This is a genomic window from Pseudomonas sp. IT-P12, from assembly GCF_949767465.1.
GTDB lineage: Bacteria > Pseudomonadota > Gammaproteobacteria > Pseudomonadales > Pseudomonadaceae > Aquipseudomonas.
Genome location: NZ_CATKPY010000023.1, coordinates 211,367 through 236,217 on the forward strand (window position 1 = coordinate 211,367; position 24,851 = coordinate 236,217).

The window sequence follows — 24,851 nt, forward strand, 5'->3', positions numbered from 1 at the left end:
TTCAGCACCCCATCGTGTGTTATTTGTATATACATATACAGACGTTTGCCTGCCCGGTAAACTCCGGCAAGCTAGCAACCTTTACCCAATGAACAGGGATTAACCGTGCCGACTCCGCCTCCAGTCTCACCGTTGGCCGCGAACATGGGCGACAGTCCGGCGCCCTTGTACGCTCGCGTCAAACAAATGATCACCCAGCAGATCGACAGTGGAAACTGGCCGCCGCACTACCGCGTGCCGTCGGAAAGCGAGCTGGTCAGCCAGCTCGGTTTCAGCCGCATGACCATCAACCGCGCGTTGCGCGAGATGACCGCCGACGGCCTGTTGGTGCGCATGCAGGGCGTCGGCACCTTCGTCGCCGAACCGAAAAGCCAGTCCGCGCTGTTCGAAGTGCACAACATCGCCGATGAAATCGCCTCCCGTGGCCATCGTCACACCTGCACGGTCATCACCCTCGAAGAAGAGGCGGCCGGTTCCGAACGTGCCCTGGCGCTGGACATGCGTGAAGGGCAGAAGGTCTTTCACTCGCTGATTGTGCATTACGAGAACGATATTCCGGTACAAATCGAGGACCGTTTCGTCAACGCACTGGTGGCCCCGGATTACCTCAAGCAGGATTTCACCCTGCAAACCCCATATGCCTACTTGAACCAGGTCGCGCCACTGACCGAAGGCGAGCACGTGGTCGAAGCGATTCTGGCCGAGGCGTCGGAGTGCAAGTTGTTGCAGATCGAAAAGGGCGAACCGTGCCTGCTGATTCGTCGGCGGACCTGGTCGGGGCGCCAGCCGGTGACCGCCGCCCGGTTGATTCACCCTGGTTCCCGTCATCGTCTGGAAGGTCGGTTTCATAAATGAGTGATTTGAAGGTTCTACGCGCCAAAGACTACCCGCGCATGCCCTGGAAAAACGGCGGCGGCAGCACTGAAGAAATCACCCGCGACACCGGCACCGGCCTGGACGGCTTCGGCTGGCGCCTGTCGATCGCCGACATCGCCGAGTCGGGCGGTTTTTCCACCTTCGCCGGTTACGAGCGGATCATCACCGTGTTGCAGGGTGACGGCATGACCTTGTCGGTCGATGGCCAGGTCACTCGGCCGCTGCTACCCGTCGAGCCATTTGCATTCAGCGGCGAAAGCCGCGTGTCCTGCACGTTGCTGGGTGGACCGATCCGCGACTTCAACCTGATCTATGCGCCAAAGCGTTACCGCGCGCGGTTGCAGTGGCTGGACGGCGAACAACGGTTCTTCAGCGACGCCGGGACGGTCCTGGTGTTCAGTGTCAGCGATGCGCTTGAAGTAAAGGTCGGTAACACCACTGCACAATTGGGTCGCCATGATTGCCTGCAATTCGACGGTAACAGCGGGTTGCTGGACATCTCCAGCAATGGCGCCTGCTGTGTGATCGAGCTGACGGCGCGCTGATCTCCTGCCCCGCGTATCGGCAGGAGCGACCCGGTTCGCTCCTGCATGAAAAATCGTTTCCCTGGGCGCACCAACTTGTTACCTAACGCCCCAGCGTGGCGCAAAACCACGCTCACGTAACATCCCTCGCCTCGTTCAGATCTTCCCCGTAAAAAATTTCATCTACGCCAGAACCCTTGATTCAGGCGCTCTTCAGCTGTTTCAGCATTTTTCCTGAATGCCCATTCAACAAGTTGGCCGCTTGATTGCATATGCTTGTATGTACAAGTAAAGACGTATGCGTATGAGTCGACCTGAACTCCCCGCAACGTCCACCTGATTCGCCTGTGACGCAACGACGCGCACAGGCTGGCTTACCCACTGCCAGGGTTGGTTTGGATTGATCGCTGAGGAGTCTTTTTCGTGACTGACAATACCCGCACCACTGCCTCTGTAACAAAGCGCCGTGACGTTGAAATCCGCGCTGCCCGCGGCAACAAGCTGACCGCCAAGAGCTGGCTGACCGAAGCGCCGTTGCGCATGCTGATGAACAACCTCGACCCGGAAGTCGCCGAGAACCCGAAAGAGCTGGTGGTCTACGGTGGTATCGGCCGCGCGGCCCGTAACTGGGAGTGCTACGACAAGATCGTCGAAAGCCTGACCAACCTGAATGACGACGAGACCCTGCTGGTGCAATCCGGCAAGCCGGTCGGCGTGTTCAAGACCCACAGCAACGCCCCGCGCGTACTGATCGCCAACTCCAACCTGGTCCCGCATTGGGCCACCTGGGAACACTTCAACGAGCTCGATGCCAAGGGCCTGGCCATGTACGGCCAGATGACCGCCGGCAGCTGGATCTACATCGGTAGCCAGGGCATCGTCCAGGGCACCTACGAAACCTTCGTCGAAGCCGGTCGCCAGCACTACAACGACAACCTCACCGGCAAGTGGGTCCTGACCGCAGGCCTGGGCGGCATGGGCGGTGCCCAGCCACTGGCCGCGACCCTGGCCGGTGCCTGCTCGCTGAACATCGAATGCCAGCAGATCAGCATCGATTTCCGCCTGAAAACCCGCTACGTCGACGAGCAGGCCAAAGACCTCGACGACGCACTGGCCCGCATCGCCAAGTACACCGCCGAAGGCAAGGCCATCTCCATCGCGCTGTGCGGCAATGCTGCTGAAATCCTCCCGGAACTGGTGCGTCGCGGTGTGCGCCCGGACATGGTCACCGACCAGACCAGCGCCCACGACCCGCTCAACGGCTACCTGCCTGCCGGATGGACCTGGGACGAATACCGCGCTCGCGCCAAGACCGAGCCCGCCGCAGTGGTCAAGGCCGCCAAGCAATCGATGGCCGTGCACGTCAAAGCCATGCTGGACTTCCAGAAAATGGGCGTGCCGACCTTCGACTACGGCAACAACATCCGTCAGATGGCCCAGGAAGAAGGCGTGGAAAACGCATTCGACTTCCCAGGCTTCGTGCCGGCCTACATCCGTCCGCTGTTCTGCCGTGGCATCGGCCCGTTCCGTTGGGCTGCACTGTCTGGCGATCCCCAAGACATCTACAAGACCGACGCCAAGGTCAAGGAACTGATCCCGGACGACGCGCACCTGCACAACTGGCTGGACATGGCGCGCGAGCGCATCAGCTTCCAGGGTCTGCCGGCACGTATCTGCTGGGTCGGCCTGGGCCTGCGCGCCAAGCTCGGCCTGGCGTTCAACGAAATGGTGCGCAGCGGCGAGTTGTCGGCACCGATCGTCATCGGTCGCGACCACCTGGACTCCGGTTCGGTATCGAGCCCGAACCGCGAAACCGAATCGATGCAGGACGGTTCCGACGCCGTGTCCGACTGGCCGTTGCTCAATGCCCTGCTCAACACCGCGAGCGGCGCGACCTGGGTCTCCCTGCATCACGGTGGCGGCGTCGGTATGGGCTTCTCCCAGCATTCGGGCATGGTGATTGTCTGCGACGGTACTGACGAAGCGGCCGAGCGTATCGCTCGCGTCCTGCACAACGACCCGGCCACCGGTGTCATGCGTCACGCCGATGCCGGTTACCAGATCGCCATCGACTGTGCCAAGGAACAAGGGCTGAACCTGCCGATGATTACCGGCAAGTAACAGGCAATTGATGAGCGCCCCTTGTGGGAGCGAGCCTGCTCGCGATGATGGCGGCACATTCAGCTTGATTGTTGACTGACAGCCCCCTGGCGCGAACAGGCTCGATCCCACAGAAACCGGACTCTACCCAGAACAATCCACAGAGGTTGAACCATGGCTGTCAATGATGAGCGTGCAGGCAACAAACCGTTGATCGAGAAGCGCTCGATCGACTACATCCCGGAAGCGGAAAGACACGGCCGTCTGATCAGCCAGTTCACCCTGTGGATGGGTGCCAACCTGCAAATCACCGCGATTGTCACCGGGGCGTTGGCCGTGGTGCTCGGCGGCGATGTGTTCTGGTCGTTGATCGGTTTGTTGATCGGTCAACTGCTGGGCGGTGGGGTCATGGCGTTGCACGCGGCGCAGGGGCCCAAGCTGGGCTTGCCGCAGATGATTTCCAGCCGGGTGCAGTTCGGTGTTTATGGCGCGGCCATCCCGATCGTGCTGGTGTGCCTGATGTACCTGGGCTTCACCGCCACCGGTACCGTGCTGTCCGGGCAGGCCCTGGGGCAGTTGTTCGGTGTCAGCGACACCGTCGGCATCCTGATCTTCGCCAGTGTCATCGTGCTGGTGACGGTGCTCGGTTACCGGGTGATCCACTGGATCGGCCGTGTCGCCAGCATCATCGGCGTGATTGCCTTCGTGTATCTGTTCAGTCGCCTGATGAGCCAGACGGACGTCGGAGCGTTGATGGAGATTCGTCACTTCAGCTGGAGCAGCTTCCTGCTGGCCGTGTCGCTCGCGGCGTCCTGGCAGATCGCTTTCGGCCCTTATGTGGCGGACTACTCGCGTTATCTGCCAAGCAACACTTCCTCGGTGAAGACCTTCTTTGCCGCCGGTGCCGGTTCGGTGATCGGAGCGCAGGTGGCGATGATCCTCGGTGTGTTTGCGGCGGCTTCGGCCAACGGTCAGTACGCCGGTCATGAAGTGGCTTACATCGTCGGTTTTGCTGGCAGTGGTGCCACCGCTGCGCTGCTGTACTTCAGCATCGCCTTCGGCAAGGTGACCATCTCTACGCTCAACTCGTACGGCAGCTTCATGTGCATTGCGACCATCATCAGCGGCTTTCGTGGAAACCTTAAGGTATCGCGCCTGCAGCGTCTGGTGTTCGTGCTGTTCATCGTCGGTGCGGCGACCCTGATTGCCTTGCTGGGCCAGCACTCGTTCCTCGGTGCGTTCAAGTCCTTCATCCTGTTCCTGCTGGCGTTCTTCACGCCGTGGAGCGCTATCAACCTGGTGGACTACTACTGTATTACCCGCGAACGCTATGACGTACCGGCGCTGGCGGATCCCAATGGTCGCTACGGCCGCTGGAACATGCTGGGGATCGGTATCTATGTGTTCGGTGTGCTGGTGCAGCTGCCGTTCATCTCCACCAAGTTCTACACCGGCCCACTGGTGGCGGCGCTGGGCGACGTGGATATTTCATGGATCATCGGCCTGGTGCTGCCGGCGGCCCTGTATTACGTGTGTGCGAAAAAATGGCACGGCTCGGTGCCTGATCGACTGATCCTGCCGGTCGAGCAGGACAGCGTTGTACAACCTAAAACAAGCGGAAATGGTCGCGCTGCGGCGCAGGCCTGATTGGACGTGGACAGGGCTGGATGCCTCTTGACTGCCGTAAGCCAATTCATGATTAGGAGCGTCACAACAATGAAATCGAACAAGACCCTGCTGACTACATTGCTTTCCATGGGCCTGCTGGCCAGCGCCGGCGCCACCCAGGCAGCCGGTTGGTGCGAATCGGGCAAACCGGTGAAGTTCGCCGGCCTGAACTGGGAAAGCGGCATGCTGCTGACCGATGTCCTGCAGGTGGTGCTGGAGAAAGGTTACGACTGCAAGACCGACAGCCTGCCGGGCAACTCCATCACCATGGAAAACGCCCTGAGCAGCAACGACATCCAGGTGTTTGCCGAGGAGTGGGTCGGCCGCAGCGAGGTCTGGAACAAGGCCGAGAAGGCCGGCAAGGTGGTGGGCGTCGGTGCGCCGATCGTGGGGGCGATCGAAGGCTGGTATGTGCCGCGCTACGTGATCGAGGGCGACGCCAAGCGCAAACTGGAAGCCAAGGCGCCGGACCTGAAGAACATCGCCGATCTGGCCAAGTACTCTGCCGTGTTCAAGGATGCCGAAGAGCCGTCCAAAGGCCGTTTCTACAACTGCCCGGCCGGCTGGACCTGTGAACTCGACAACAGCGAAATGCTGAAAAGCTACGGCCTGGAAAACAGCTACACCAACTTCCGCCCAGGCACCGGCCCGGCACTGGATGCCGCTGTGCTGTCGAGCTACAAGCGTGGCGAGCCGATTCTGTTCTACTACTGGTCGCCAACGCCGTTGATGGGCCAGGTCGATGTCGTGAAGCTCGAAGAAAAACCAGGCGTGGATAAAACCGTGACCATCAAGGTCGGCCTGTCCAAGACCTTCCACGAGGAAGCGCCGGAACTGGTGGCCGTGCTGGAAAAGGTCAACCTGCCGATCGACCTGCTGAACCAGAACCTGGGCCGCATGGCGAAGGAACGTATCGAGTCGCCAAAACTGGCGAAAATCTTCCTCAAGGAACATCCTGAAGTCTGGCACCAGTGGGTGAGCGAAGACGCAGCCAAGAAAATCGACGCTGCGCTTTGAAAACTACTGCGCGCTGAGAGCCTACGGCTCACGCGGGCAATACTGCGTTGAAAGCAGACTCGAAATGCTCATTGACTAAAGTCAACTCCGCTTTCTCGCCTGCTTTCGCCTTGTCTTGCCTTCGCTCGCTACGTTTTCAAACAGCTTGTTTATAAGGGCAAAGCTTTACAGCACTGCTTTGTGGTGCTGCGAAGCCCTTGATTGAGAGTCTCTTATGTTTCCCGAAAGCTTTACCTTTTCCATCGCCGACTGGGTCAACGGTTGGGTCGATTCGCTGGTCACCAACTACGGCGACGTGTTCCGGCACATCTCCGACACCCTGTTGTGGGCCATCGTCAATCTTGAAGGGCTGCTGCGTGCGGCGCCCTGGTGGCTGATGCTGGCCATCGTCGCCGGCGTGGCCTGGCACGCGACCCGCAAGGTGGTGACCACGGCGGTGATCGTCGGCCTGCTGTTCCTGGTGGGGGCGGTCGGCCTCTGGGACAAGCTGATGCAAACCCTGGCACTGATGCTGGTGGCGACGGTCATTTCGGTGCTGATCGGCGTGCCCCTGGGCATTCTGTCGGCGCGCAGCAATCGCCTGCGTTCGGTGCTGATGCCGCTGCTGGACATCATGCAGACCATGCCGAGCTTCGTGTACCTGATTCCGGTGCTGATGCTGTTCGGCCTGGGCAAGGTTCCGGCGATTTTCGCCACCGTGATCTACGCCGCGCCGCCGCTGATCCGCCTGACCGACCTGGGCATCCGTCAGGTCGACGGGGAAGTGATGGAAGCGATCAATGCCTTCGGCGCCAACCGCTGGCAGCAACTGTTCGGCGTGCAACTGCCGCTGGCCCTGCCCAGCATCATGGCCGGGATCAACCAGACCACCATGATGGCCCTGTCGATGGTGGTGATCGCCTCGATGATCGGTGCCCGTGGCCTGGGCGAAGACGTGCTGGTCGGGATTCAGACCCTCAACGTCGGGCGTGGCCTGGAAGCGGGCCTGGCGATCGTGATTCTGGCCGTGGTGATCGACCGCATTACGCAGGCGTATGGTCGTGCCCGGCATGAGGTGAGCAAATGAACAACCCAAGCGTAAGCAAGATCGAAGTCAAGAACGTCTTCAAGATTTTCGGCAACCGTGCCAAGGACGCACTGGGCCTGATCGGCCAGGGCAAGACCAAGGATCAGGTGCTGGCCGAGACCGGCTGTGTGGTCGGTGTGAACGACCTGTCGCTGAGCATCGGCAGCGGCGAGATTTTCGTCATCATGGGTCTCTCGGGCTCCGGCAAATCCACGCTGGTGCGCCACTTCAACCGCCTGATCGACCCCACCAGCGGCGCGATCCTGGTGGACGGCGAGGACATCCTGCAATACGACATGGACGCCCTGCGCGAATTCCGCCGGCGCAAGATCAGCATGGTGTTCCAGAGCTTCGGCCTGCTGCCGCACAAGACTGTGGTCGACAACGTCGCCTACGGCCTGAAAGTGCGCGGTGAGAGCAAGCAGATGTGCACCGAACGCGCGCTGCACTGGATCAACACCGTGGGCCTCAAAGGCTACGAAAACAAATACCCGCATCAGCTTTCCGGCGGCATGCGTCAGCGTGTGGGCCTGGCCCGTGCATTGGCGGCGGACACCGACATCATTCTGATGGACGAGGCCTTCAGCGCCCTCGATCCGCTGATCCGCGCAGAGATGCAGGACCAGTTGCTGGAGCTGCAAAAGACCCTGCACAAGACCATCGTGTTCATCACCCACGACCTCGACGAGGCCGTGCGCATCGGCAACCGTATCGCGATCCTCAAGGACGGCCGCCTGATTCAGGTCGGCACGCCGCGCGAGATCCTTCATTCGCCGGCCGATGAGTATGTCGACCGGTTTGTGCAGCGGCGGGCGGCGGTGGTCTAAGAATTTGCAGTGCTTTTATTGGCCCCATCGCGAGCAGGCTCGCTCCTACAGGGGGCGGTGTGCGCAGGCCCATTGTGGGAGCGAGCCTGCTCGCGATGGGGCCAGTGAAGCTGCATCAATATTGGCTAGAGGTAAAAGATGTCCCAGGCTGAAAAAATCGTAATCGCCGACGCTCCATTGCGTTGGCAGGATGTGGTTGCGGTCGCCCGTCACGGCGCGCCGCTTGAACTGTCGGTCAAGGCCTGGGCGCGCATCGAGAATGCCCAGGCGATCGTCCAGCGCATCGTCGCCAGCGGCGAACGGGCCTATGGCGTTAACACTGGCCTGGGCGCGCTGTGCAATGTGTCGCTGGCTGATGAACAACTCAGCCAGCTGTCACGCAATACCTTGCTCAGCCATGCCTGTGGCGTCGGCGCCCCGCTGGCCGATGAACAGACCCGCGCCATCATGTGCGCCGCCATTCGCAATTACAGCCAGGGTAAATCCGGCATTCACCGCCAGGTGGTCGAAGCGCTGCTGGCCTTGCTCAACCGTGGCATCACGCCGCAAGTGCCGTCCCAGGGCTCGGTGGGTTACCTGACCCACATGGCGCACATCGGCATCGCGCTGTTGGGCGTCGGCAATGTCAGCTATCGCGGACAGATCGTTTCGGCACAGCAGGCGCTGTCCGAAGAGGGGCTGCAGCCGGTTCGACTGGGCGCCAAGGACGGCCTGTGCCTGGTCAACGGCACGCCGTGCATGACCGGCCTCAGCTGCCTGGCCATTGCCGACGCCACGCGCCTGCTGCAATGGGCCGATGTGATCGGCGCCATGAGCTTCGAGGCCCAGCGCGGCCAGATCGCGGCGTTCGATGCCGAGATCATCGCGCTCAAGCCGCATCCCGGCATGCAGCAGGTGGGTCTCAATCTGCGGGCGCTGCTGGACGGCAGCGAAGTGATCGCATCGAGCAAAGGCATCCGCACCCAGGACGCGCTGAGCATCCGTTCGATCCCGCAGGTCCATGGCGCGGCGCGGGATCAGCTGACGCACGCGATTCTACAGATCGAAACCGAACTCAACGGCTGCACCGACAACCCCTTGCTGCTGGGTACCCCGGACAATTTCCGGATCATGTCCCAGGCCAACCCGCACGGTCAGTCGGTGGCCATGGCCGCTGATCTGCTGGCCATCGCCATGGCGGAGATCGGCTCGATCGCCGAGCGACGTCTCGACCGCCTGATCAACCCGCACGTCAGCGGCCTGCCGGCGTTCCTGGTGGCCAACCCGGGGGTGAATTCCGGGATGATGATCGTGCAATACGTCGCCGCTTCGCTGTGTGCGGAAAATCGTCAATTGGCGCAACCGGCCGTGCTCGACAACTACGTCACTTCCGGCCTGCAGGAAGACCACCTGAGCATGGGCACCAACGCCGCGCTGAAGCTGCATCGGGCCCTGGAAAACTGCACGCAGATCCTCGCGATCGAATACCTGCTGGCCGCCCAGGCCTTTGAATTTTTCAAGGCGCAGCGCTTTGGCACCGGCACCGATGCGGCCTGGCGTCTGCTGCGCGAGCGCGTCCCGGCCTACGATCAGGACCGCTGGCTGGCGCCGGACATCGCCGCCGCCGCGAGCGTCCTGAAAGATTCGAAGCTGCTGCACGACGCCTTACCGAATTTGCACTGACCACTACCCATACCAGCGTGCCAAGGCGTGGATCGCTCAAAAGGCGAGAAGCGACGGATAACGGAATGCTCCGGAGCGACTGGTAGTTAATAACAATGTCCCAAAAGGAGCATTTTAATGACTGCACTGAACCTGATTCCCGGCCAGCTGAGCCTGGCCCAACTGCGCGACGTCTATCAGCGCCCGGTCACGCTGACCCTCGACAGCAGCGCCTCGGGGCAGATCGAAGCCAGCGTCGCCTGCGTGGAGCAGATCCTCGCCGAGAACCGCACCGCCTACGGCATCAACACCGGTTTCGGCCTGCTGGCTTCGACCCGCATCGCCAGCGAAGACCTGGAAAACCTTCAGCGTTCGCTGGTGCTGTCCCACGCTGCCGGTGTCGGTGAGCCGATCAGCGACGCCTTGGTGCGCCTGATCATGGTGCTCAAGGTCAACAGCCTGAGCCGTGGTTTCTCCGGTATTCGCCGGGTCGTGATCGACGCGCTCATCGCGATGATCAACGCCGAGGTGTACCCGCATATCCCGTTGAAAGGTTCGGTCGGTGCCTCCGGCGACCTCGCGCCATTGGCGCACATGTCGCTGGTGCTGCTGGGTGAGGGCAAGGCGCGCTACAAGGGCGAATGGTTGCCCGCGACCGAAGCACTGAAAGTCGCCGGCCTGGCCCCGCTGACCCTGGCGGCGAAAGAGGGCCTGGCGTTGCTCAACGGCACCCAGGTGTCCACCGCCTACGCATTGCGCGGCCTGTTCGAAGGCGAAGACCTGTTCGCCGGTGCCCTGGCGTTGGGCGCGCTGACCGTCGAAGCGGTCCTCGGCTCGCGTTCGCCCTTCGATGCGCGGATCCATGCCGCCCGTGGCCAGAAAGGCCAGATCGACGCCGCCGCCGCTTACCGTGATCTGCTCGGCGAGCGCAGTGAAGTCTCCGACTCCCACGAGAACTGCGAAAAGGTCCAGGATCCGTACTCCCTGCGTTGCCAGCCACAGGTCATGGGTGCCTGCCTGACCCAGTTCCGGCAGGCTGCCGAGGTGCTCGCGATCGAAGCCAACGCCGTCTCCGACAACCCGTTGGTGTTCGCTGCCGAGGGTGACGTGATCTCCGGTGGTAACTTCCACGCCGAGCCGGTGGCCATGGCCGCCGACAACATGGCGTTGGCCATCGCTGAAATCGGCTCGCTGAGTGAGCGGCGCATCTCCTTGATGATGGACAAGCACATGTCGCAACTGCCGCCGTTCCTGGTGGCCAATGGTGGCGTGAACTCCGGTTTCATGATCGCCCAGGTCACCGCTGCGGCCCTCGCCAGCGAAAACAAGGCGCTGTCCCATCCGCATTCGGTGGACAGCCTGCCGACCTCGGCCAACCAGGAAGACCACGTGTCCATGGCTCCGGCAGCCGGCAAGCGCCTGTGGGAAATGGCCGAGAACACCCGTGGCATCCTCGCGGTGGAATGGCTGGCGGCAGCCCAGGGCCTGGACCTGCGCAACGGCCTGAAGACCTCGCCGACGCTGGAAAAGGCGCGCGCCATCCTGCGCAACGAAGTGCCGTTCTACGAGAAGGACCGCTTCTTCGCGCCGGACATCAATGCGGCGACTGAACTGCTGGCTTCGCGGTGCCTGACCGAGCTGGTAACGGCGCAGTTACTGCCGAGCCTGTGATTGCCCCATCGTCGGAGCGCCGCCCGGAGCAGGCTCGCTCCCACCTTGGAATGCGCTTATCGGTGGGAGCGAGCCTGCTCGCGATTGGATCTTGAATACTGTGGAGACTCTGAGATGAAAACGCTCTGGCAACACTGCCACGTCGCAACCATGGCGCAAGGCGTCTACTCGATCATCGAGGACGCGGCCATCGTGACGTCCGGTGCGCACATAGAGTGGATCGGCCCCCGCGCTGAACTGCCGTCGGGCCAATACCCGACGGTCAACGATCTGAAGGGGGCCTGGGTCACGCCGGGCCTGATCGACTGCCACACCCACACGGTGTTCGGCGGTAACCGCAGTGGCGAATTCGAACAACGCCTGCAAGGCGTCAGCTACGCGGACATCGCCGCTGCCGGGGGTGGCATCGCCAGCACCGTACGCGCCACGCGGGCGGCCAGTGAAGACGAACTGTTCGCCAGTGCCGCCAGGCGCCTGAAAAGCCTGATGCGCGACGGCGTCACCAGCATCGAAATCAAATCCGGTTACGGCCTCGACCTGGCCAGCGAGCGCAAGATGCTGCGGGTTGCCCGTCGCCTCGGCGCCGAACTGCCGGTCAGCGTGCGCACCACCTGCCTGGCGGCCCACGCCCTGCCGCCGGAATACAAGGATCGCGCCGATGATTACATCGAGCACATCTGCGCCGACATGCTTCCGGCCCTGGCCGCCGAAGGGTTGGTGGATGCGGTGGATGCATTCTGCGAGTACCTGGCGTTTTCCCCGGCGCAGGTGGAGCGAGTGTTCCTCACTGCCCGGCAACTCGGATTGCCGGTGAAGCTGCACGCCGAGCAGTTGTCGTCGCTGCACGGCTCGAGCCTGGCGGCGCGTTACCACGCCTTGTCCGCCGACCACCTGGAATTCATGACCGAAGACGACGCCATCGCCATGGCCGCGTCCGGCACTGTCGCCGTGTTGTTGCCCGGCGCGTTCTACTTCCTGCGCGAAACCCAGTTGCCGCCGATGGACGCGCTGCGCAAACACGGGGTGAAAATCGCCATCGCCAGCGACCTCAACCCCGGCACTTCGCCGGCGCTGTCGCTGCGCCTGATGCTGAACATGGCCTGCACCTGTTTCCGCATGACCCCGGAAGAGGCCCTGGCCGGCGCCACGATTCATGCCGCCAGCGCGCTGGGCATGGCGCAGACCCACGGTTCGCTGGAGGCCGGCAAGGTCGCGGATTTCGTCGCCTGGCAAATCGATCGTCCTGCCGACCTGTCGTACTGGCTGGGCGGTGACTTGGAAAAACGCGTCGTGCGTCACGGCGTCGAAACGAGCGTCTAGGAGAGCAGTTGTGGATAAGGTTCTGAACTTCAAACAAGGCCGCGTGCCGCTGCTGATCAGCATGCCCCACGCCGGCGTGCGCCTGACCCCGGCGGTCGAGGCCGGGTTGATCGCCGACGCGAAAAGCCTGCCCGATACCGACTGGCACATTCCGAAACTGTATGAATTCGCCACTGAACTGGGCGCCAGCACCCTGGCCGCCGAGTACTCGCGGTTCGTCATCGACCTGAACCGGCCCGCCGACGACAAACCGTTGTATGCCGGCGCGACCACGGGGTTGTACCCGGCGACGCTGTTCGACGGCATTCCCTTGTTCCGTGAGGGCATGGAGCCGACAGCCGCCGAGCGGGCGACCTATCTGGAGCAGGTGTGGACACCGTATCACCGCACCTTGCAGGAGGAACTGGCACGGCTCAAGGCCGAATTCGGCTATGCGCTGTTGTTCGACGCGCATTCGATCCGTTCGATCATTCCGCACCTGTTCGACGGCAAGTTGCCGGACTTCAACCTCGGCACGTTCAATGGCGCCAGTTGCGATCCGCAGTTGGCGACACAACTGGAAGCCGTTTGCGCGCGGCACGCCGATTACAGCCATGTGCTCAACGGCCGTTTCAAGGGCGGCCACATCACCCGGCATTACGGAAATCCGGCGGATAACATCCACGCGGTGCAACTGGAGCTGGGCCAGTGCACCTACATGGAAGAGTTCGAACCGTTCCGCTACCGTCCGGACCTGGCGGCGCCGACGCAGGTGGTGTTGAAAGAACTGCTGCAGGAACTGCTGACCTGGGGCAAAAACCACTACAACGCCTGATTCCTTGATCCATCTGCTGGCCTCATCGCGGCAGGCTCGCTCCCACATCGATGGCTGGTGCTTACACAATGTGTGTTTCAAAAGCAGGCCCTGTGGGAGCGAGCCTGCTCGCGATTGCGTTGTGCCAGGCGTTCTGCGAGAAACAGTCGCCACCGTGCAAATCCCGGTCGCTACAGTTCGCTTTTACCTTTCGTCTGCTGCGTAATGTTCTGCGCACGGTGCACAAAGACACCGAACCCATAACAATTCGCTGCCGCACGAGAACGCCCCATGACAAGCACCAAAGCTCTGTTTACCCGCTGTCTCTCCATCCTCTGCGGTACCGCTCTGCTGAGCACCGCTGCCCTGGCCAGCGACGACGCCTCCTGCAAGGCCGTGCGCATGGGTGTGGTCAACTGGACCGACGTCATCGCCACCAGCGGCATGGCGGATGTGCTGCTCAATGGCCTGGGCTACGAAAGCAAGCAGACCAGCGCCGTGCAACAGATCATCTTTGCCGGCATCCGCGATAAACGCCTCGACATCTTCCTCGGGTACTGGAAGCCGGCTATGGACAAGAACATTGCGCCGTTTCTGGCGGCCAACCAGGTCAAGGTCATGGACAAACCGAGCCTGGCCGACGCCCAGGCCACCCTTGCTGTCCCGGAATACGTGGCGGCTGCGGGCCTCAAGACCTTCGCCGATATCGCCCGGTTCAAAGAACAACTCGGCGGCAAGATCTACGGGATCGAACCGGGTAGCGGGGCCAACACCACGATCAAGACCATGATCGAGACCAATCACTTTGGCCTGAAGGATTTCAAACTGATCGAGTCCGGTGAGGCCGGCATGCTCGCGGCTGTCCAGCGGGCGGTGAATCGCAAGGAATTCGTGGTGTTCGTCGGCTGGACCCCGCACCCGATGAACATCAACATGAAGATCACCTACCTGACCGGCAGCGAAGATGTCTATGGCCCCAACGAAGGCGCGGCGACGGTCTCCACCGTGACCTCGCCGGACTACGCCGAGCGCTGCCCGAACGTGAACCGGTTGCTGGAAAACCTGACCTTCACCGCGTCCCAGGAAAGTCAGTTGATGGTGCCGATCATGGAACGCAAGACCCCGCAGGACGTGGCCAGGCAATGGCTGCGTGATCACCCGCAAGACCTGCAGCGCTGGTTGGCGGGTGTCAGCAGTTTTGATGGCAAGGACGGTGTGGCCAGTGTCCAGGCCAGCCTGAAAAACTGACGTCAAATGCTTCCCTTGTGGGAGCGGGCTTGCTCGCGAAAGCGGTGTGCCATTCAGTGTTTTGTTCAACTGACACACCGCCTTCGCGAGCAAGCCCGCTCCCACAGGGAAGGTTCCATCTTGCTGGAGGGGTCCGGTCAATGGCTTCCTATCCGCTTTCTGCGTCGATGATGGCGTTCGTCGAGAAAACCATCAGCTTCAACGGCCCCGACAACAGCCTTGCCGGCATACGCCAGGCCTACCGCGAGATGTGCCGGGCGTTCACCCCGGCGCGTCCTGCCGGGCTGTATGTGGTCGACTTCGAGTTGGCCGGGGTGCGGGTTCGCGCCTATCAACCGCCGCTGTCGTCGCCGCCGGCCGGTGATCCGTGCGTGGTGTACCTGCATGGCGGCGGTTGGGTGGTGGGTGACCTGGATTCCCATGACTTCATCTGCGCTGAACTGGCGTCGACGCTCGGCGTGCTGGTGATCGCCGTCGATTATCGCCTGGCGCCGGAGCACCCGTTTCCGGCGGGGTTCCACGACTGCCTGAGCGTCTGGCGGGCACTGCGGACCGGGCCCTTTCGCCTCGACCCCGAACGCACGCTGGTGGCTGGCGACAGCGCGGGGGGCAATCTTGCCGCGGCGTTGTGCCTGGCCTTGCGCGATGCGGGCGAGCCACTGCCGGCGGCGCAGGTGCTGATCTACCCCGGGCTGGGTGGCGACGATCGCCTGCCGTCACGCAGCGAATGCAGCGACGCACCGTTGCTCAGCCGCCGTGACGTGGACGATTACCACGCCCTGTACCTGGGCGCCCGGCAGCCCTGTGCCCATTCAATGCCACTGCTTGCCGAGGATTTCAGCGGCTTGCCGCCCGCGCTGATCGCCGTGGCCCAATTCGACCCCTTGCGCGATGACGGTGTGCGCTATGCCGAGCAACTCAAGGCCGCAGGCGTCGAAGTGGCGCTGTACTACGGCGAGGGACTGGTTCATGGCTGTTTGCGCGGGCGTGGCCAGGTCGCCGAGGTGGACGCGTTGCATGAAACCCTGCTCGGCTATCTCGCTAAAAAACTGGCGACAGAACTCTGACTCAGCAAGGGCATGCTCATTGACGTAATTCGGGTTTATGATGCCGGACGGCAGAATCATAGAAGTCCCCCCAGGGATGACCTCGACCCCTTACGGAGCGCGCAATGCAGACTTTGTACCCGCAGATCAAACCCTACGCCCGGCACGATCTGGCAGTCGATGAAACCCACACCCTGTATGTCGACGAAAGCGGTTCACCGGAAGGTTTGCCTGTGGTGTTCATCCACGGCGGCCCAGGCTCGGGGTGTGATGCGCAGAGTCGCTGCTTCTTCGATCCGAACCTGTACCGCATCGTCACGTTCGACCAGCGCGGTTGCGGTCGTTCCACCCCCCACGCCAGCCTGGAAAACAACACCACCTGGGATCTGGTTGCCGACCTCGAGCGGATTCGCCTGCACCTGGGGATCGACAAATGGGTGCTGTTCGGCGGCTCGTGGGGTTCGACCCTGGCGCTGGCCTATGCACAAACCCATCCTGAACGTGTACACGGCCTGATCCTGCGCGGGATTTTTCTCTCCCGCGCGCAAGACATCAAGTGGATGTACCAGGAAGGCGCCAGCCGTCTGTTTCCCGACTACTGGCAGGATTACATCGCACCGATCCCGCCGGAGGAACGCGGCGACCTGCTCGGCGCTTTCCACAAGCGCCTGGTCGGCAACGACCAGATCGCCCAGATGCACGCGGCCAAGGCCTGGTCCACCTGGGAGGGGCGGATCGCGACCCTGCGCCCGAACCCGCTGGTCGTCGAGCGTTTCTCCGAACCGCAGCGCGCGCTTTCGATCGCCCGCATCGAGTGCCACTACTTCACCAACAATTCGTTCCTCGAGCCGAATCAGTTGATCCGCAACATGGGCAAGATCGCCCATTTGCCCGCCGTGATCATCCACGGGCGCTACGACGCGATCTGTCCGCTGGACAACGCCTGGGAACTGCATGAGAACTGGCCGAACAGCGAATTGCAGGTCATCCGCGAAGCCGGGCACGTGGCGTCCGAACCGGGCATCACCGATGCGCTGGTTCGCGCCGCCGACCAGATGGCCCGGCGCTTGCTCGACCTGTCCCCTGACGAAGCATGAAGGGCTTGCTGCAGCGCGTGCGCGGCGCGCGAGTCGAAGTGGCGGGGGAGGTCGTCGGTTCCGTTGACCAGGGCCTGTTGGTGCTGGTCGCGGTGGAACCCGAGGATACTCGGGCCAGCGCCGACAAACTTCTGCATAAGCTGCTTAACTATCGGGTGTTCAGCGACGGTGAGGGCAAGATGAATCTATCCTTGGCGGACGTCGGTGGCGGGTTGTTGCTGGTCTCTCAGTTCACCCTGGCCGCCGACACCAAGAGTGGGTTGCGTCCGAGTTTCTCGACCGCCGCACCTCCGGCGCTGGGTGAAGAGCTTTTCGACTATTTGCTGGAGAAAGCGAAACAGGTGCATGGCACTGTGGCATCAGGTAGATTCGGCGCCGATATGCAGGTGCACCTGGTCAATGATGGCCCGGTAACCTTCCTGTTACAGGCATGAAAGCGCTTGAAACCTCTTTTTGAAGGCTTTTCGACTGAAAACAGGGTTTTTTCGCGATAAATACTTTGTTGCACCTGATGCGTTGTAACGCGGCCTGCTAGATAATCGCGCGCTACGCGGATCGGCGTTCGTTGGTCCATTTTGACTTAGGTAGAGACTTGTCCTGGACCTGTTGGGGAATCATTTAGCCCCATAGGAGTCGGAACAATGCTCGCCAACCTGGCATATAGATAGCTGGCCGTTGGTTTATTGATCTGTTTTCGGCGAGGGTTGCTCGTGATTGTAAGTCCGTTTATTGCACCAAAATTGTCTGCCAAACGGTTGCGTAGCGCTCTGGTAGCGGGTTCGGCCCTGCTTTGCCTGCTCAGCGCCGGCCAGCTTTGGGCATTCAGTCTGGATGATGTGTCGGCCAAGGCAAAAGAGCTGGCCGGACAGAAATACGAGGCCCCGCGCAGTAACCTGCCGACTGAATTTCGCGAGATGAAATTCGCGGATTATCAGAAAATTCGTTTCCGCACCGAAAAAGCCGAATGGGCCGATCAGAAGAACCCGTTCAAGCTGTCGTTCTATCACCAGGGCATGCATTTCGACACGCCGGTGAAAATCAACGAAATCACGGCCAACACCGTCGAAGAGATCAAGTACGACCCGACCCGGTTTGATTTCGGCGACCTGCAGTTCGATCCCAAGGCCACCGAAAAGCTTGGCTATGCCGGTTTCCGGGTGCTGTACCCGATCAACAAGGCCGACAAGCAAGACGAAATCATGACCATGCTCGGCGCGAGTTACTTCCGCGTAGTGGGCAAGAACCACGTCTACGGCCTGTCCGCGCGTGGCATGGCGATCGATACCGCCTTGCCGTCCGGTGAGGAATTCCCGCGTTTTCGCGAGTTCTGGATTCAACAGCCCAAGCCGGGCGACAAGCACCTGGTGATTTTCGCCCTGCTGGATTCGCCACGTGCAACCGGCGCCTACCGCCTGACCCTGCGTCCGGGCAGCGACACCATTGTCGACGTCAAGGCGCAGATGTACCTGCGTGACAGGGTCGGCAAACTGGGCATCGCCCCGTTGACCAGCATGTTCCTGTTCGGCGCCAACCAGCCGTCCAAAGTCCTCAACTACCGTCGTGAGTTGCACGATTCCAGCGGTCTGGCGATCCATGCCGGCAACGGCGAGTGGATCTGGCGTCCGCTGAACAACCCGAAACACCTGGCGGTGAGCAATTTCTCGGTCGAGAACCCGCGCGGCTTCGGCTTGCTGCAGCGTGGCCGTGACTTCAGCCATTACGAAGACCTCGACGACCGCTACGACAAGCGCCCAAGCGCCTGGATCGAGCCGAAGGGCGACTGGGGCAAGGGCACCGTCGATCTGGTCGAGATTCCGACCGCCGACGAAACCAACGACAATATCGTGGCTTTCTGGAGCCCGGAAACCCTGACTGAACCCGGCAAGGCGCTGGAATTCGGCTACCGCATGCACTGGACCATGGACGAGGCGGCGCTGCACTCCCCGGACAGCGCCTGGGTCAGCCAGACCCTGAAGTCCACCGGTGACGTCAAGCAATCGAACCTGATTCGTCAGCCGGACGGCAGCGTTGCCTACCTGGTGGATTTCGAAGGCCCGTCTCTGGCGGCACTGCCACCTGATGCCGATGTGCGCAGCCAGGTCAGCGTCGGCGACAACGCCGAACTGGTCGAGAACAGCGTGCGCTACAACCCTGAAACCAAGGGCTGGCGCCTGACCCTGCGCCTGAAGGTCAAGGACCCGGGCAAATCCACCGAGATGCGTGCGGCACTGGTGCAGAACATCGTGCCGGCCGATCTGGCCAAGACGTCGATTCCGGCGTCCAACTCTTCCGTGGCCAAGGCCGACAAGGTCGCCGCCAAGCAAGCGGAGAAAGCCGAGAAGGCCGACAAGGACGCGAAGGCTGCCGAGGCCAAACAGGCCGAGGCCAAGCCAGCCGCCGATGCCAAGGACAAGGCGAACAACAATGACGCCACGCAGCCTGCCGCTGCCGACGCGGCCCCAGCCACACCGGAATCGGCGCCGACTGAAGAAGTCCTGACCGAGACCTGGAGCTACCAGTTGCCTGCCGATGAGTAATTCCCAAGTACAGCCAGAGTCGCTCTCGGAGTATCTGGCCCATTTGCCGATGACCGACCAGCAGCGCGCGGAACTCGCGGGCTGCCAGTCCTTCAGCGAACTGCATGAGCGTCTTTCGTCCTCCACGTTCGATGCACCGACCGACGCCGCCCAGGCTTCGGTCGGCAAGCGCCTGATCCTGAGCACTGCCGAAGAACTGCAAGACGCCGAAATGCTGACCCTGGACGCCAGTGGCCGGGTTTGCCTGAAGGCGACCCCGCCGATTCGCCGGACCAAGGTCGTGCCGGAGCCGTGGCGCACCAACATCCTGGTGCGTGGCTGGCGTCGCCTGACCGGTCGCACCAACCCGCCCAAGCCGCCGAAAGACGAAAACGTCCTGCCGGCCGCGCGCTGGCGCACGGTCGGTTCGATCCGTCGCTACATCCTGCTGGTGCTGATGCTGGGCCAGACCATCGTGGCCGGCTGGTACATGAAGGGCATCATGCCGTACCAGGGCTGGTCGTTCGTCGACCTCAACGAAGTCCTGCACCAACCGTTGATGCAAACGGCCACGCAAGTGCTGCCGTATGCGTTGCAAACCAGCATCCTGATCATGTTCGGGATTCTGTTCTGCTGGGTGTCGGCCGGTTTCTGGACTGCGTTGATGGGCTTCCTGGAGTTGCTGACCGGGCACGATAAATACCGTATCTCCGGTAAAAGTGCAGGTAACGAGCCGATTCCGAAAGACGCGCGCACCGCACTGGTCATGCCGATCTGCAACGAGGACGTGCCGCGGGTGTTCGCCGGTCTGCGGGCGACATTCGAGTCGGTCGCGGCCACCGGTGACCTGGATCGCTTCGACTTCTTCGTCCTCAGCGACAGCAACGACGCCGACATTTGCGTCGCCGAGCAGCAGGCCTGGCTGGACGTCTGCCGCGAAGCCAAGGGCTTCGGCAAGATCTTCTATCGCCGTCGCCGCCGTCGCGTGAAGCGCAAGAGCGGCAACCTCGACGACTTCTGCCGTCGTTGGGGCGGCGACTACAAGTACATGGTCGTGCTCGACGCCGACTCGGTCATGAGCGGCGAGTGCCTGACCAGCCTGGTGCGCCTGATGGAAGCCACGCCGGATGCCGGGATCATCCAGACCGCGCCGCGTGCCTCGGGCATGGACACCCTGTACGCGCGCATGCAGCAGTTCGCCACCCGTGTGTACGGTCCGCTGTTCACCGCCGGCCTGCACTTCTGGCAGTTGGGTGAGTCGCACTATTGGGGCCACAACGCGATCATCCGCATGAAGCCGTTCATCGAGCACTGCGCCCTGGCGCCGCTGCCGGGCAAAGGCGCCTTCGCCGGTGCGATCCTGTCCCACGACTTCGTCGAAGCAGCGCTGATGCGCCGCGCCGGCTGGGGCGTATGGATTGCCTACGACTTGCCGGGCAGCTACGAAGAACTGCCGCCGAACCTGCTGGACGAACTCAAGCGTGACCGTCGCTGGTGCCACGGTAACCTGATGAACTTCCGCCTGTTCCTGGTCAAGGGCATGCACCCGGTTCACCGTGCGGTGTTCCTGACGGGGGTGATGTCCTACCTGTCGGCGCCGTTGTGGTTCTTCTTCCTGGTGCTGTCGACGGCGCTGCTGGCGGTCAACACGTTGATGGAGCCGCAGTACTTCCTGGAACCGCGCCAACTGTATCCGCTGTGGCCGCAATGGCACCCGGACAAGGCGATCGCGCTGTTCTCGACCACCATCGTGCTGCTGTTCCTGCCGAAGTTGTTGAGCATCATCCTGATCTGGGCCAAGGGCGCGAAAGAGTTCGGCGGCAAGTTCAAGGTGACCCTGTCGATGCTGCTGGAGATGCTGTTCTCCATGCTGCTGGCGCCGGTGCGGATGATTTTCCACACCCGCTTCGTCCTCGCCGCGTTCCTCGGCTGGGCCGCGACCTGGAACTCGCCGCAACGTGACGACGACTCCACACCATGGAGCGAAGCGGTCAAGCGCCACGGTCCGCAAACCGTACTGGGCTTCCTGTGGGCCTTGCTGGTGATCTGGCTGAACCCGAGCTTCCTGTGGTGGCTGGTGCCGATTGTCGGTTCGCTGATGCTGTCGATCCCGGTGTCGGTGATCTCCAGCCGTGTGGGCCTGGGTTTGAAGTCCCGTGACGAAAGCCTGTTCCTGATCCCTGAGGAATACAATCCGCCACAGGCGTTGCTGGCCACTGACCAGTACACCCATGAAAACCGTTACCACGCGCTGAAAGACGGCTTCATTCGCTCGGTGGTCGATCCACAGCAGAACGCCCTGGCGTGCTCGCTGGCGACTTCGCGGCACCGCGAAGCCGAGCCGATCGAGTGGCTGCGCATCGAACGGGTCCGCCACGCATTGAAAGTCGGGCCCGAGGGCCTGACCAACAATGAGCGTGTGCAACTGCTCAGCGACCCGGTGGCACTGGCCCGCTTGCACGAGCAGGTCTGGACCGAAGCTCACCCGGCATGGCTGCAGGCCTGGCGCCAATCGGTGAAAGCCGATCCCCACGCGCCGCTCCTGCCGCTCAAGCCGTTGAGTGCGCAGCCGCAGTTGGCCTGATGCCTCCCCCTGCAGGAGCGAGCGATCTCGCTCCTGCAGCAATAAATCCCGCCTGAACCCTTGTGCAAACGAGCGAGTGCGTTAGCATCCGTCCCCGAATTGGTGCGCCTGGGCATTTTTTGTCCGTATCGCAGGGTTTTCCCGTTGGAAAGCCGGCGATTGCGCGCCTCATAACGCAATGGGTTTGGGGACATGATGATGAAGAAGTACCTCTCGATGCTGTTGGTCGGCGTCACGGCATGGGTTGCAGTCGGCTCGGCACAGGCCGGCGCCATCGATGACGCGGTCAAGCGTGGCACGCTCAAAGTCGGCATGGACCCGACCTACATGCCGTTCGAAATGACCAACAAGCGCGGCGAGATCATCGGTTTCGAAGTCGATATCCTCAAAGCCATGACCAAGGCCATGGGCGTCAAGCTCGAGCTGGTGTCCACTGGTTACGACGGCATCATCCCGGCCCTGCTCACCGACAAGTTCGACATGATCGGCAGCGGCATGACCCTGACCCAGGAACGCAACCTGCGCCTGAACTTCAGCGAACCGTTCATCGTGGTTGGCCAGACCCTGCTGATCCGCAAGGAGCTGGAAGGCACCATCAAGTCCTACAAAGACCTGAACACCGCCGATTACCGCATCACCTCCAAGCTCGGCACCACCGGCGAGATGGTCGCCAAAAAACTGATTTCCAAAGCCAAGTACCACGGCTACGACAACGAGCAGGAAGCGGTGCTCGACGTGGTCAACGGCAAGGCCGATGCCTTTATCTATGACGCGCCGTACAACGTCGTGGCGCTGGCCAAGGTCGGCAACGGCAAGCTGGTGTTCCTCGACAAGCCGTTCACCTATGAGCCGCTGGCTTTCGGTCTGAAGAAGGGTGACTACGACAGCATCAACTTCATCAACAACTTCCTGCACCAGATCCACAATGACGGCACCTACGACCGCATCCATGACAAGTGGTTTAAAGACACCGCCTGGCTGAAGGACATGGAATAAGACCGGTCAGACAGACCGCGTCGCCTCATTCGCGAGCAGGCTCGCTCCCACATTCAGACCGCGTATTTCTGTGGGAGCGAGCCTGCTCGCGAAGACGGCCTTGTAAGCAATGCAAATTTCGGAACTGGCAATGAAACAGAAAAAAGCCCAATGGCCCTGGCACCTGCTGACCGGGCTGGTGCTCATCGGCCTCGCCGCCGCGATGTATTACGCCACCTCGCTGATGTCCTACGAATGGCGCTGGAACCGCGTGCCGCAGTACTTTGCCTACCACGCCGAAGAGTCGCAGCGTGCCGCCGACATCTCCACCGTCAGCGAACTGGTGCGCAACGGCGACAAGGCTGAAGTGACCCTGCGCAACGACGCCGGTGACGAACAGCGCGTAACCGTCGACGACAACAGCCTGCAAGTCGCCCAGGGCGACGACGTGGCTGAAGGCGATGTGATCGGCGTGACCCGCCATTGGGCGGCCGGACCGCTGTTGTGGGGGCTTTGGACCACCTTGTGGCTGTCGGTGGTTTCAGGTGTGCTGGGTTTGTTGATCGGCCTGGCCACCGGCCTGTGTCGCCTGTCGAACAACCCGACCCTGCGCGACCTGTCGACGATCTACATCGAACTGGTACGCGGTACGCCGCTGCTGGTGCAGATTTTCATTTTCTATTTCTTCATCGGCACTGTGATGAACCTGTCCCGGGAATTCGCCGGTATCGCGGCGCTGTCGTTATTCACCGGAGCGTATGTCGCGGAGATCATCCGCTCCGGCGTGCAGTCGATTGCCCGGGGCCAGAACGAGGCCGCACGCTCCCTGGGTTTGAGCGCGGGCCAGTCGATGCGCCACGTGGTGCTGCCGCAGGCGTTCAAGCGCGTGCTGCCGCCGCTGGCCGGGCAATTCATCAGCCTGGTCAAGGACACGTCCCTGGTGTCGGTGATCGCCATTACCGAACTGCTGAAAAGCGGCCGCGAAGTCATCACCACCTCGTTTTCGCCGTTTGAAATCCTGTTCTGTGTGGCCGGCCTGTATTTGTTGATCAACCTGCCGCTGTCGAAAATCGCCGGCCGGCTTGAGCGGAGGCTCGCGCAAAGTGATTGAAGTCCGCGATCTGGTAAAAGTCTTCGACACCCGCGGCCAGGTGGTTCGCGCGGTCGATAACGTCTCGACCCGTGTGGCGAAGGGCGAGGTGCTCGTCGTCATCGGCCCGTCCGGGTCCGGCAAGTCGACCTTCCTGCGCTGCCTCAATGGCCTGGAGGCATTCGACTCGGGTTCGGTGAGCATCGACGGCCTGCAACTGGCCGATCCGAAAACCGACGTCAATGCCTATCGCCGCGAAGTCGGCATGGTGTTCCAGCACTTCAACCTGTTCCCGCACATGACCGTGCTGGAGAACCTGTGCCTGGCCCAGAAGGTCGTGCGCAAGCGTGGCAAGAAAGAGCGTGAAGCCAAGGCGATGGCGTTGCTGGAAAAGGTCGGCATCGCGCAGAAGGCCAACGAGTTTCCGTCACGCCTGTCCGGTGGTCAGCAGCAGCGCGTGGCGATTGCCCGGGCGCTGGCGATGGAGCCCAAGGTCATGTTGTTCGACGAACCGACCTCGGCGCTGGACCCGGAAATGGTCGGCGAAGTACTCGACGTCATGAAGAACCTGGCCGTGGAAGGCATGACCATGGTCTGCGTGACCCACGAGATGGGGTTTGCGCGTGAGGTGGCGGATCGGGTGCTGTTCTTCGATCACGGCAAACTGCTGGAAGACGCCTCCCCAGCGGAGTTCTTCGACGCACCGAAGGACCCGCGGGCCCAGGCTTTTCTGCGTCAGGTCCTTTAGGCCGCCATCGCGAGCAAGCCCGCTCCCACAGGGATTGGCAGCGT

At 62.0% G+C, this 24,851-nt stretch carries 20 protein-coding genes; all 20 read left to right on the forward strand.

Translation table 11 applies throughout. The features are described from left to right. The first annotated feature begins 144 nt into the window (after positions 1–144). Entirely contained in the window at positions 145–855 is a 711-nt protein-coding gene (gene hutC, locus ACM6IM_RS19240; protein WP_192307849.1) for a histidine utilization repressor, read from the forward strand. Then, positions 852–1,421 (forward strand): HutD family protein, encoded by a 570-nt coding sequence (locus tag ACM6IM_RS19245; RefSeq protein ID WP_414866024.1) that lies wholly within the window; start codon positions 852–854, stop codon positions 1,419–1,421. Before hutC ends, ACM6IM_RS19245 begins: the two co-directional genes overlap by 4 nt. A 402-nt stretch (positions 1,422–1,823) precedes the next feature. Then, positions 1,824–3,521 (forward strand): urocanate hydratase, encoded by a 1,698-nt coding sequence (gene hutU / locus ACM6IM_RS19250; RefSeq protein WP_192307557.1) that lies wholly within the window; start codon positions 1,824–1,826, stop codon positions 3,519–3,521. 153 nt (positions 3,522–3,674) lie between these two features. Then, positions 3,675–5,147, forward strand: a complete 1,473-nt coding sequence (locus tag ACM6IM_RS19255; protein ID WP_414866025.1) for a purine-cytosine permease family protein — start codon at positions 3,675–3,677, stop codon at positions 5,145–5,147. A gap of 69 nt (positions 5,148–5,216) precedes the next feature. Continuing rightward, positions 5,217–6,185, forward strand: coding sequence for an ABC transporter substrate-binding protein (locus ACM6IM_RS19260; RefSeq protein ID WP_192307559.1), 969 nt, complete (start codon positions 5,217–5,219; stop codon positions 6,183–6,185). Between the two features lie 214 nt (positions 6,186–6,399). Next, positions 6,400–7,251, forward strand: a complete 852-nt coding sequence (locus ACM6IM_RS19265) for an ABC transporter permease (RefSeq protein ID WP_192307560.1) — start codon at positions 6,400–6,402, stop codon at positions 7,249–7,251. After that, positions 7,248–8,078: a quaternary amine ABC transporter ATP-binding protein gene (locus ACM6IM_RS19270; RefSeq protein ID WP_414866026.1), complete on the forward strand. Its 831-nt coding sequence runs from the start codon at positions 7,248–7,250 to the stop codon at positions 8,076–8,078. Before ACM6IM_RS19265 ends, ACM6IM_RS19270 begins: the two co-directional genes overlap by 4 nt. A 138-nt stretch (positions 8,079–8,216) precedes the next feature. Beyond that, positions 8,217–9,740 carry a histidine ammonia-lyase gene (hutH, locus tag ACM6IM_RS19275; protein WP_414866027.1) on the forward strand — a complete coding sequence of 508 codons (1,524 nt, stop codon included), beginning with the start codon at positions 8,217–8,219 and terminating at the stop codon, positions 9,738–9,740. Positions 9,741–9,857: 117 nt separating this feature from the next. Beyond that, a complete protein-coding gene (hutH, locus tag ACM6IM_RS19280) occupies positions 9,858–11,390 on the forward strand; it encodes a histidine ammonia-lyase (protein WP_414866028.1) in 1,533 nt (510 codons plus the stop codon). 114 nt (positions 11,391–11,504) lie between these two features. Next, positions 11,505–12,710 (forward strand): imidazolonepropionase, encoded by a 1,206-nt coding sequence (gene hutI / locus ACM6IM_RS19285; protein ID WP_414866029.1) that lies wholly within the window; start codon positions 11,505–11,507, stop codon positions 12,708–12,710. Between the two features lie 10 nt (positions 12,711–12,720). Continuing rightward, the gene (hutG, locus tag ACM6IM_RS19290) at positions 12,721–13,524 is read left to right on the forward strand and encodes an N-formylglutamate deformylase (RefSeq protein WP_414866030.1); all 804 of its coding nucleotides are present in this window, start codon (positions 12,721–12,723) and stop codon (positions 13,522–13,524) included. 270 nt (positions 13,525–13,794) lie between these two features. After that, on the forward strand, positions 13,795–14,751 hold the full coding sequence (locus tag ACM6IM_RS19295; RefSeq protein WP_192307566.1) for a choline ABC transporter substrate-binding protein: 957 nt from the start codon (positions 13,795–13,797) through the stop codon (positions 14,749–14,751). Positions 14,752–14,891: 140 nt separating this feature from the next. Further along, positions 14,892–15,818, forward strand: coding sequence for an alpha/beta hydrolase (locus ACM6IM_RS19300; RefSeq protein ID WP_414866031.1), 927 nt, complete (start codon positions 14,892–14,894; stop codon positions 15,816–15,818). A gap of 104 nt (positions 15,819–15,922) precedes the next feature. Then, the gene (pip, locus tag ACM6IM_RS19305; RefSeq protein ID WP_192307568.1) at positions 15,923–16,894 is read left to right on the forward strand and encodes a prolyl aminopeptidase; all 972 of its coding nucleotides are present in this window, start codon (positions 15,923–15,925) and stop codon (positions 16,892–16,894) included. Then, positions 16,891–17,328: a D-aminoacyl-tRNA deacylase gene (gene dtd, locus ACM6IM_RS19310; protein ID WP_192307569.1), complete on the forward strand. Its 438-nt coding sequence runs from the start codon at positions 16,891–16,893 to the stop codon at positions 17,326–17,328. The genes pip and dtd overlap by 4 nt, the downstream gene beginning before the upstream one ends. Positions 17,329–17,604: 276 nt before the next feature. Beyond that, positions 17,605–19,431 carry a glucan biosynthesis protein G gene (locus ACM6IM_RS19315; protein WP_414866032.1) on the forward strand — a complete coding sequence of 609 codons (1,827 nt, stop codon included), beginning with the start codon at positions 17,605–17,607 and terminating at the stop codon, positions 19,429–19,431. Next, positions 19,424–21,994, forward strand: coding sequence for a glucans biosynthesis glucosyltransferase MdoH (gene mdoH / locus ACM6IM_RS19320; protein WP_192307570.1), 2,571 nt, complete (start codon positions 19,424–19,426; stop codon positions 21,992–21,994). Before ACM6IM_RS19315 ends, mdoH begins: the two co-directional genes overlap by 8 nt. A 198-nt stretch (positions 21,995–22,192) precedes the next feature. Further along, positions 22,193–22,990, forward strand: a complete 798-nt coding sequence (locus ACM6IM_RS19325; protein ID WP_192307571.1) for a transporter substrate-binding domain-containing protein — start codon at positions 22,193–22,195, stop codon at positions 22,988–22,990. Between the two features lie 130 nt (positions 22,991–23,120). Then, positions 23,121–24,080 (forward strand): amino acid ABC transporter permease, encoded by a 960-nt coding sequence (locus ACM6IM_RS19330; protein WP_414866033.1) that lies wholly within the window; start codon positions 23,121–23,123, stop codon positions 24,078–24,080. Continuing rightward, positions 24,073–24,807 (forward strand): amino acid ABC transporter ATP-binding protein, encoded by a 735-nt coding sequence (locus ACM6IM_RS19335; protein ID WP_192307573.1) that lies wholly within the window; start codon positions 24,073–24,075, stop codon positions 24,805–24,807. The genes ACM6IM_RS19330 and ACM6IM_RS19335 overlap by 8 nt, the downstream gene beginning before the upstream one ends. Positions 24,808–24,851: the final 44 nt, after the last annotated feature.

Coding starts and splice junctions, on each gene's coding strand:
- ACM6IM_RS19245 (WP_414866024.1), top strand. CDS start 852: ATGAGTGATTTGAAGGTTCTACGCGCCAAAGACTACCCGCGCATGCCC.
- ACM6IM_RS19330 (WP_414866033.1), top strand. CDS start 23,121: ATGAAACAGAAAAAAGCCCAATGGCCCTGGCACCTGCTGACCGGGCTG.
- hutC (WP_192307849.1), top strand. CDS start 145: ATGGGCGACAGTCCGGCGCCCTTGTACGCTCGCGTCAAACAAATGATC.
- hutH (WP_414866028.1), top strand. CDS start 9,858: ATGACTGCACTGAACCTGATTCCCGGCCAGCTGAGCCTGGCCCAACTG.
- hutH (WP_414866027.1), top strand. CDS start 8,217: ATGTCCCAGGCTGAAAAAATCGTAATCGCCGACGCTCCATTGCGTTGG.
- ACM6IM_RS19295 (WP_192307566.1), top strand. CDS start 13,795: ATGACAAGCACCAAAGCTCTGTTTACCCGCTGTCTCTCCATCCTCTGC.
- ACM6IM_RS19255 (WP_414866025.1), top strand. CDS start 3,675: ATGGCTGTCAATGATGAGCGTGCAGGCAACAAACCGTTGATCGAGAAG.
- hutI (WP_414866029.1), top strand. CDS start 11,505: ATGAAAACGCTCTGGCAACACTGCCACGTCGCAACCATGGCGCAAGGC.
- mdoH (WP_192307570.1), top strand. CDS start 19,424: ATGAGTAATTCCCAAGTACAGCCAGAGTCGCTCTCGGAGTATCTGGCC.
- pip (WP_192307568.1), top strand. CDS start 15,923: ATGCAGACTTTGTACCCGCAGATCAAACCCTACGCCCGGCACGATCTG.
- ACM6IM_RS19300 (WP_414866031.1), top strand. CDS start 14,892: ATGGCTTCCTATCCGCTTTCTGCGTCGATGATGGCGTTCGTCGAGAAA.
- ACM6IM_RS19265 (WP_192307560.1), top strand. CDS start 6,400: ATGTTTCCCGAAAGCTTTACCTTTTCCATCGCCGACTGGGTCAACGGT.
- dtd (WP_192307569.1), top strand. CDS start 16,891: ATGAAGGGCTTGCTGCAGCGCGTGCGCGGCGCGCGAGTCGAAGTGGCG.
- ACM6IM_RS19325 (WP_192307571.1), top strand. CDS start 22,193: ATGAAGAAGTACCTCTCGATGCTGTTGGTCGGCGTCACGGCATGGGTT.
- ACM6IM_RS19270 (WP_414866026.1), top strand. CDS start 7,248: ATGAACAACCCAAGCGTAAGCAAGATCGAAGTCAAGAACGTCTTCAAG.
- ACM6IM_RS19260 (WP_192307559.1), top strand. CDS start 5,217: ATGAAATCGAACAAGACCCTGCTGACTACATTGCTTTCCATGGGCCTG.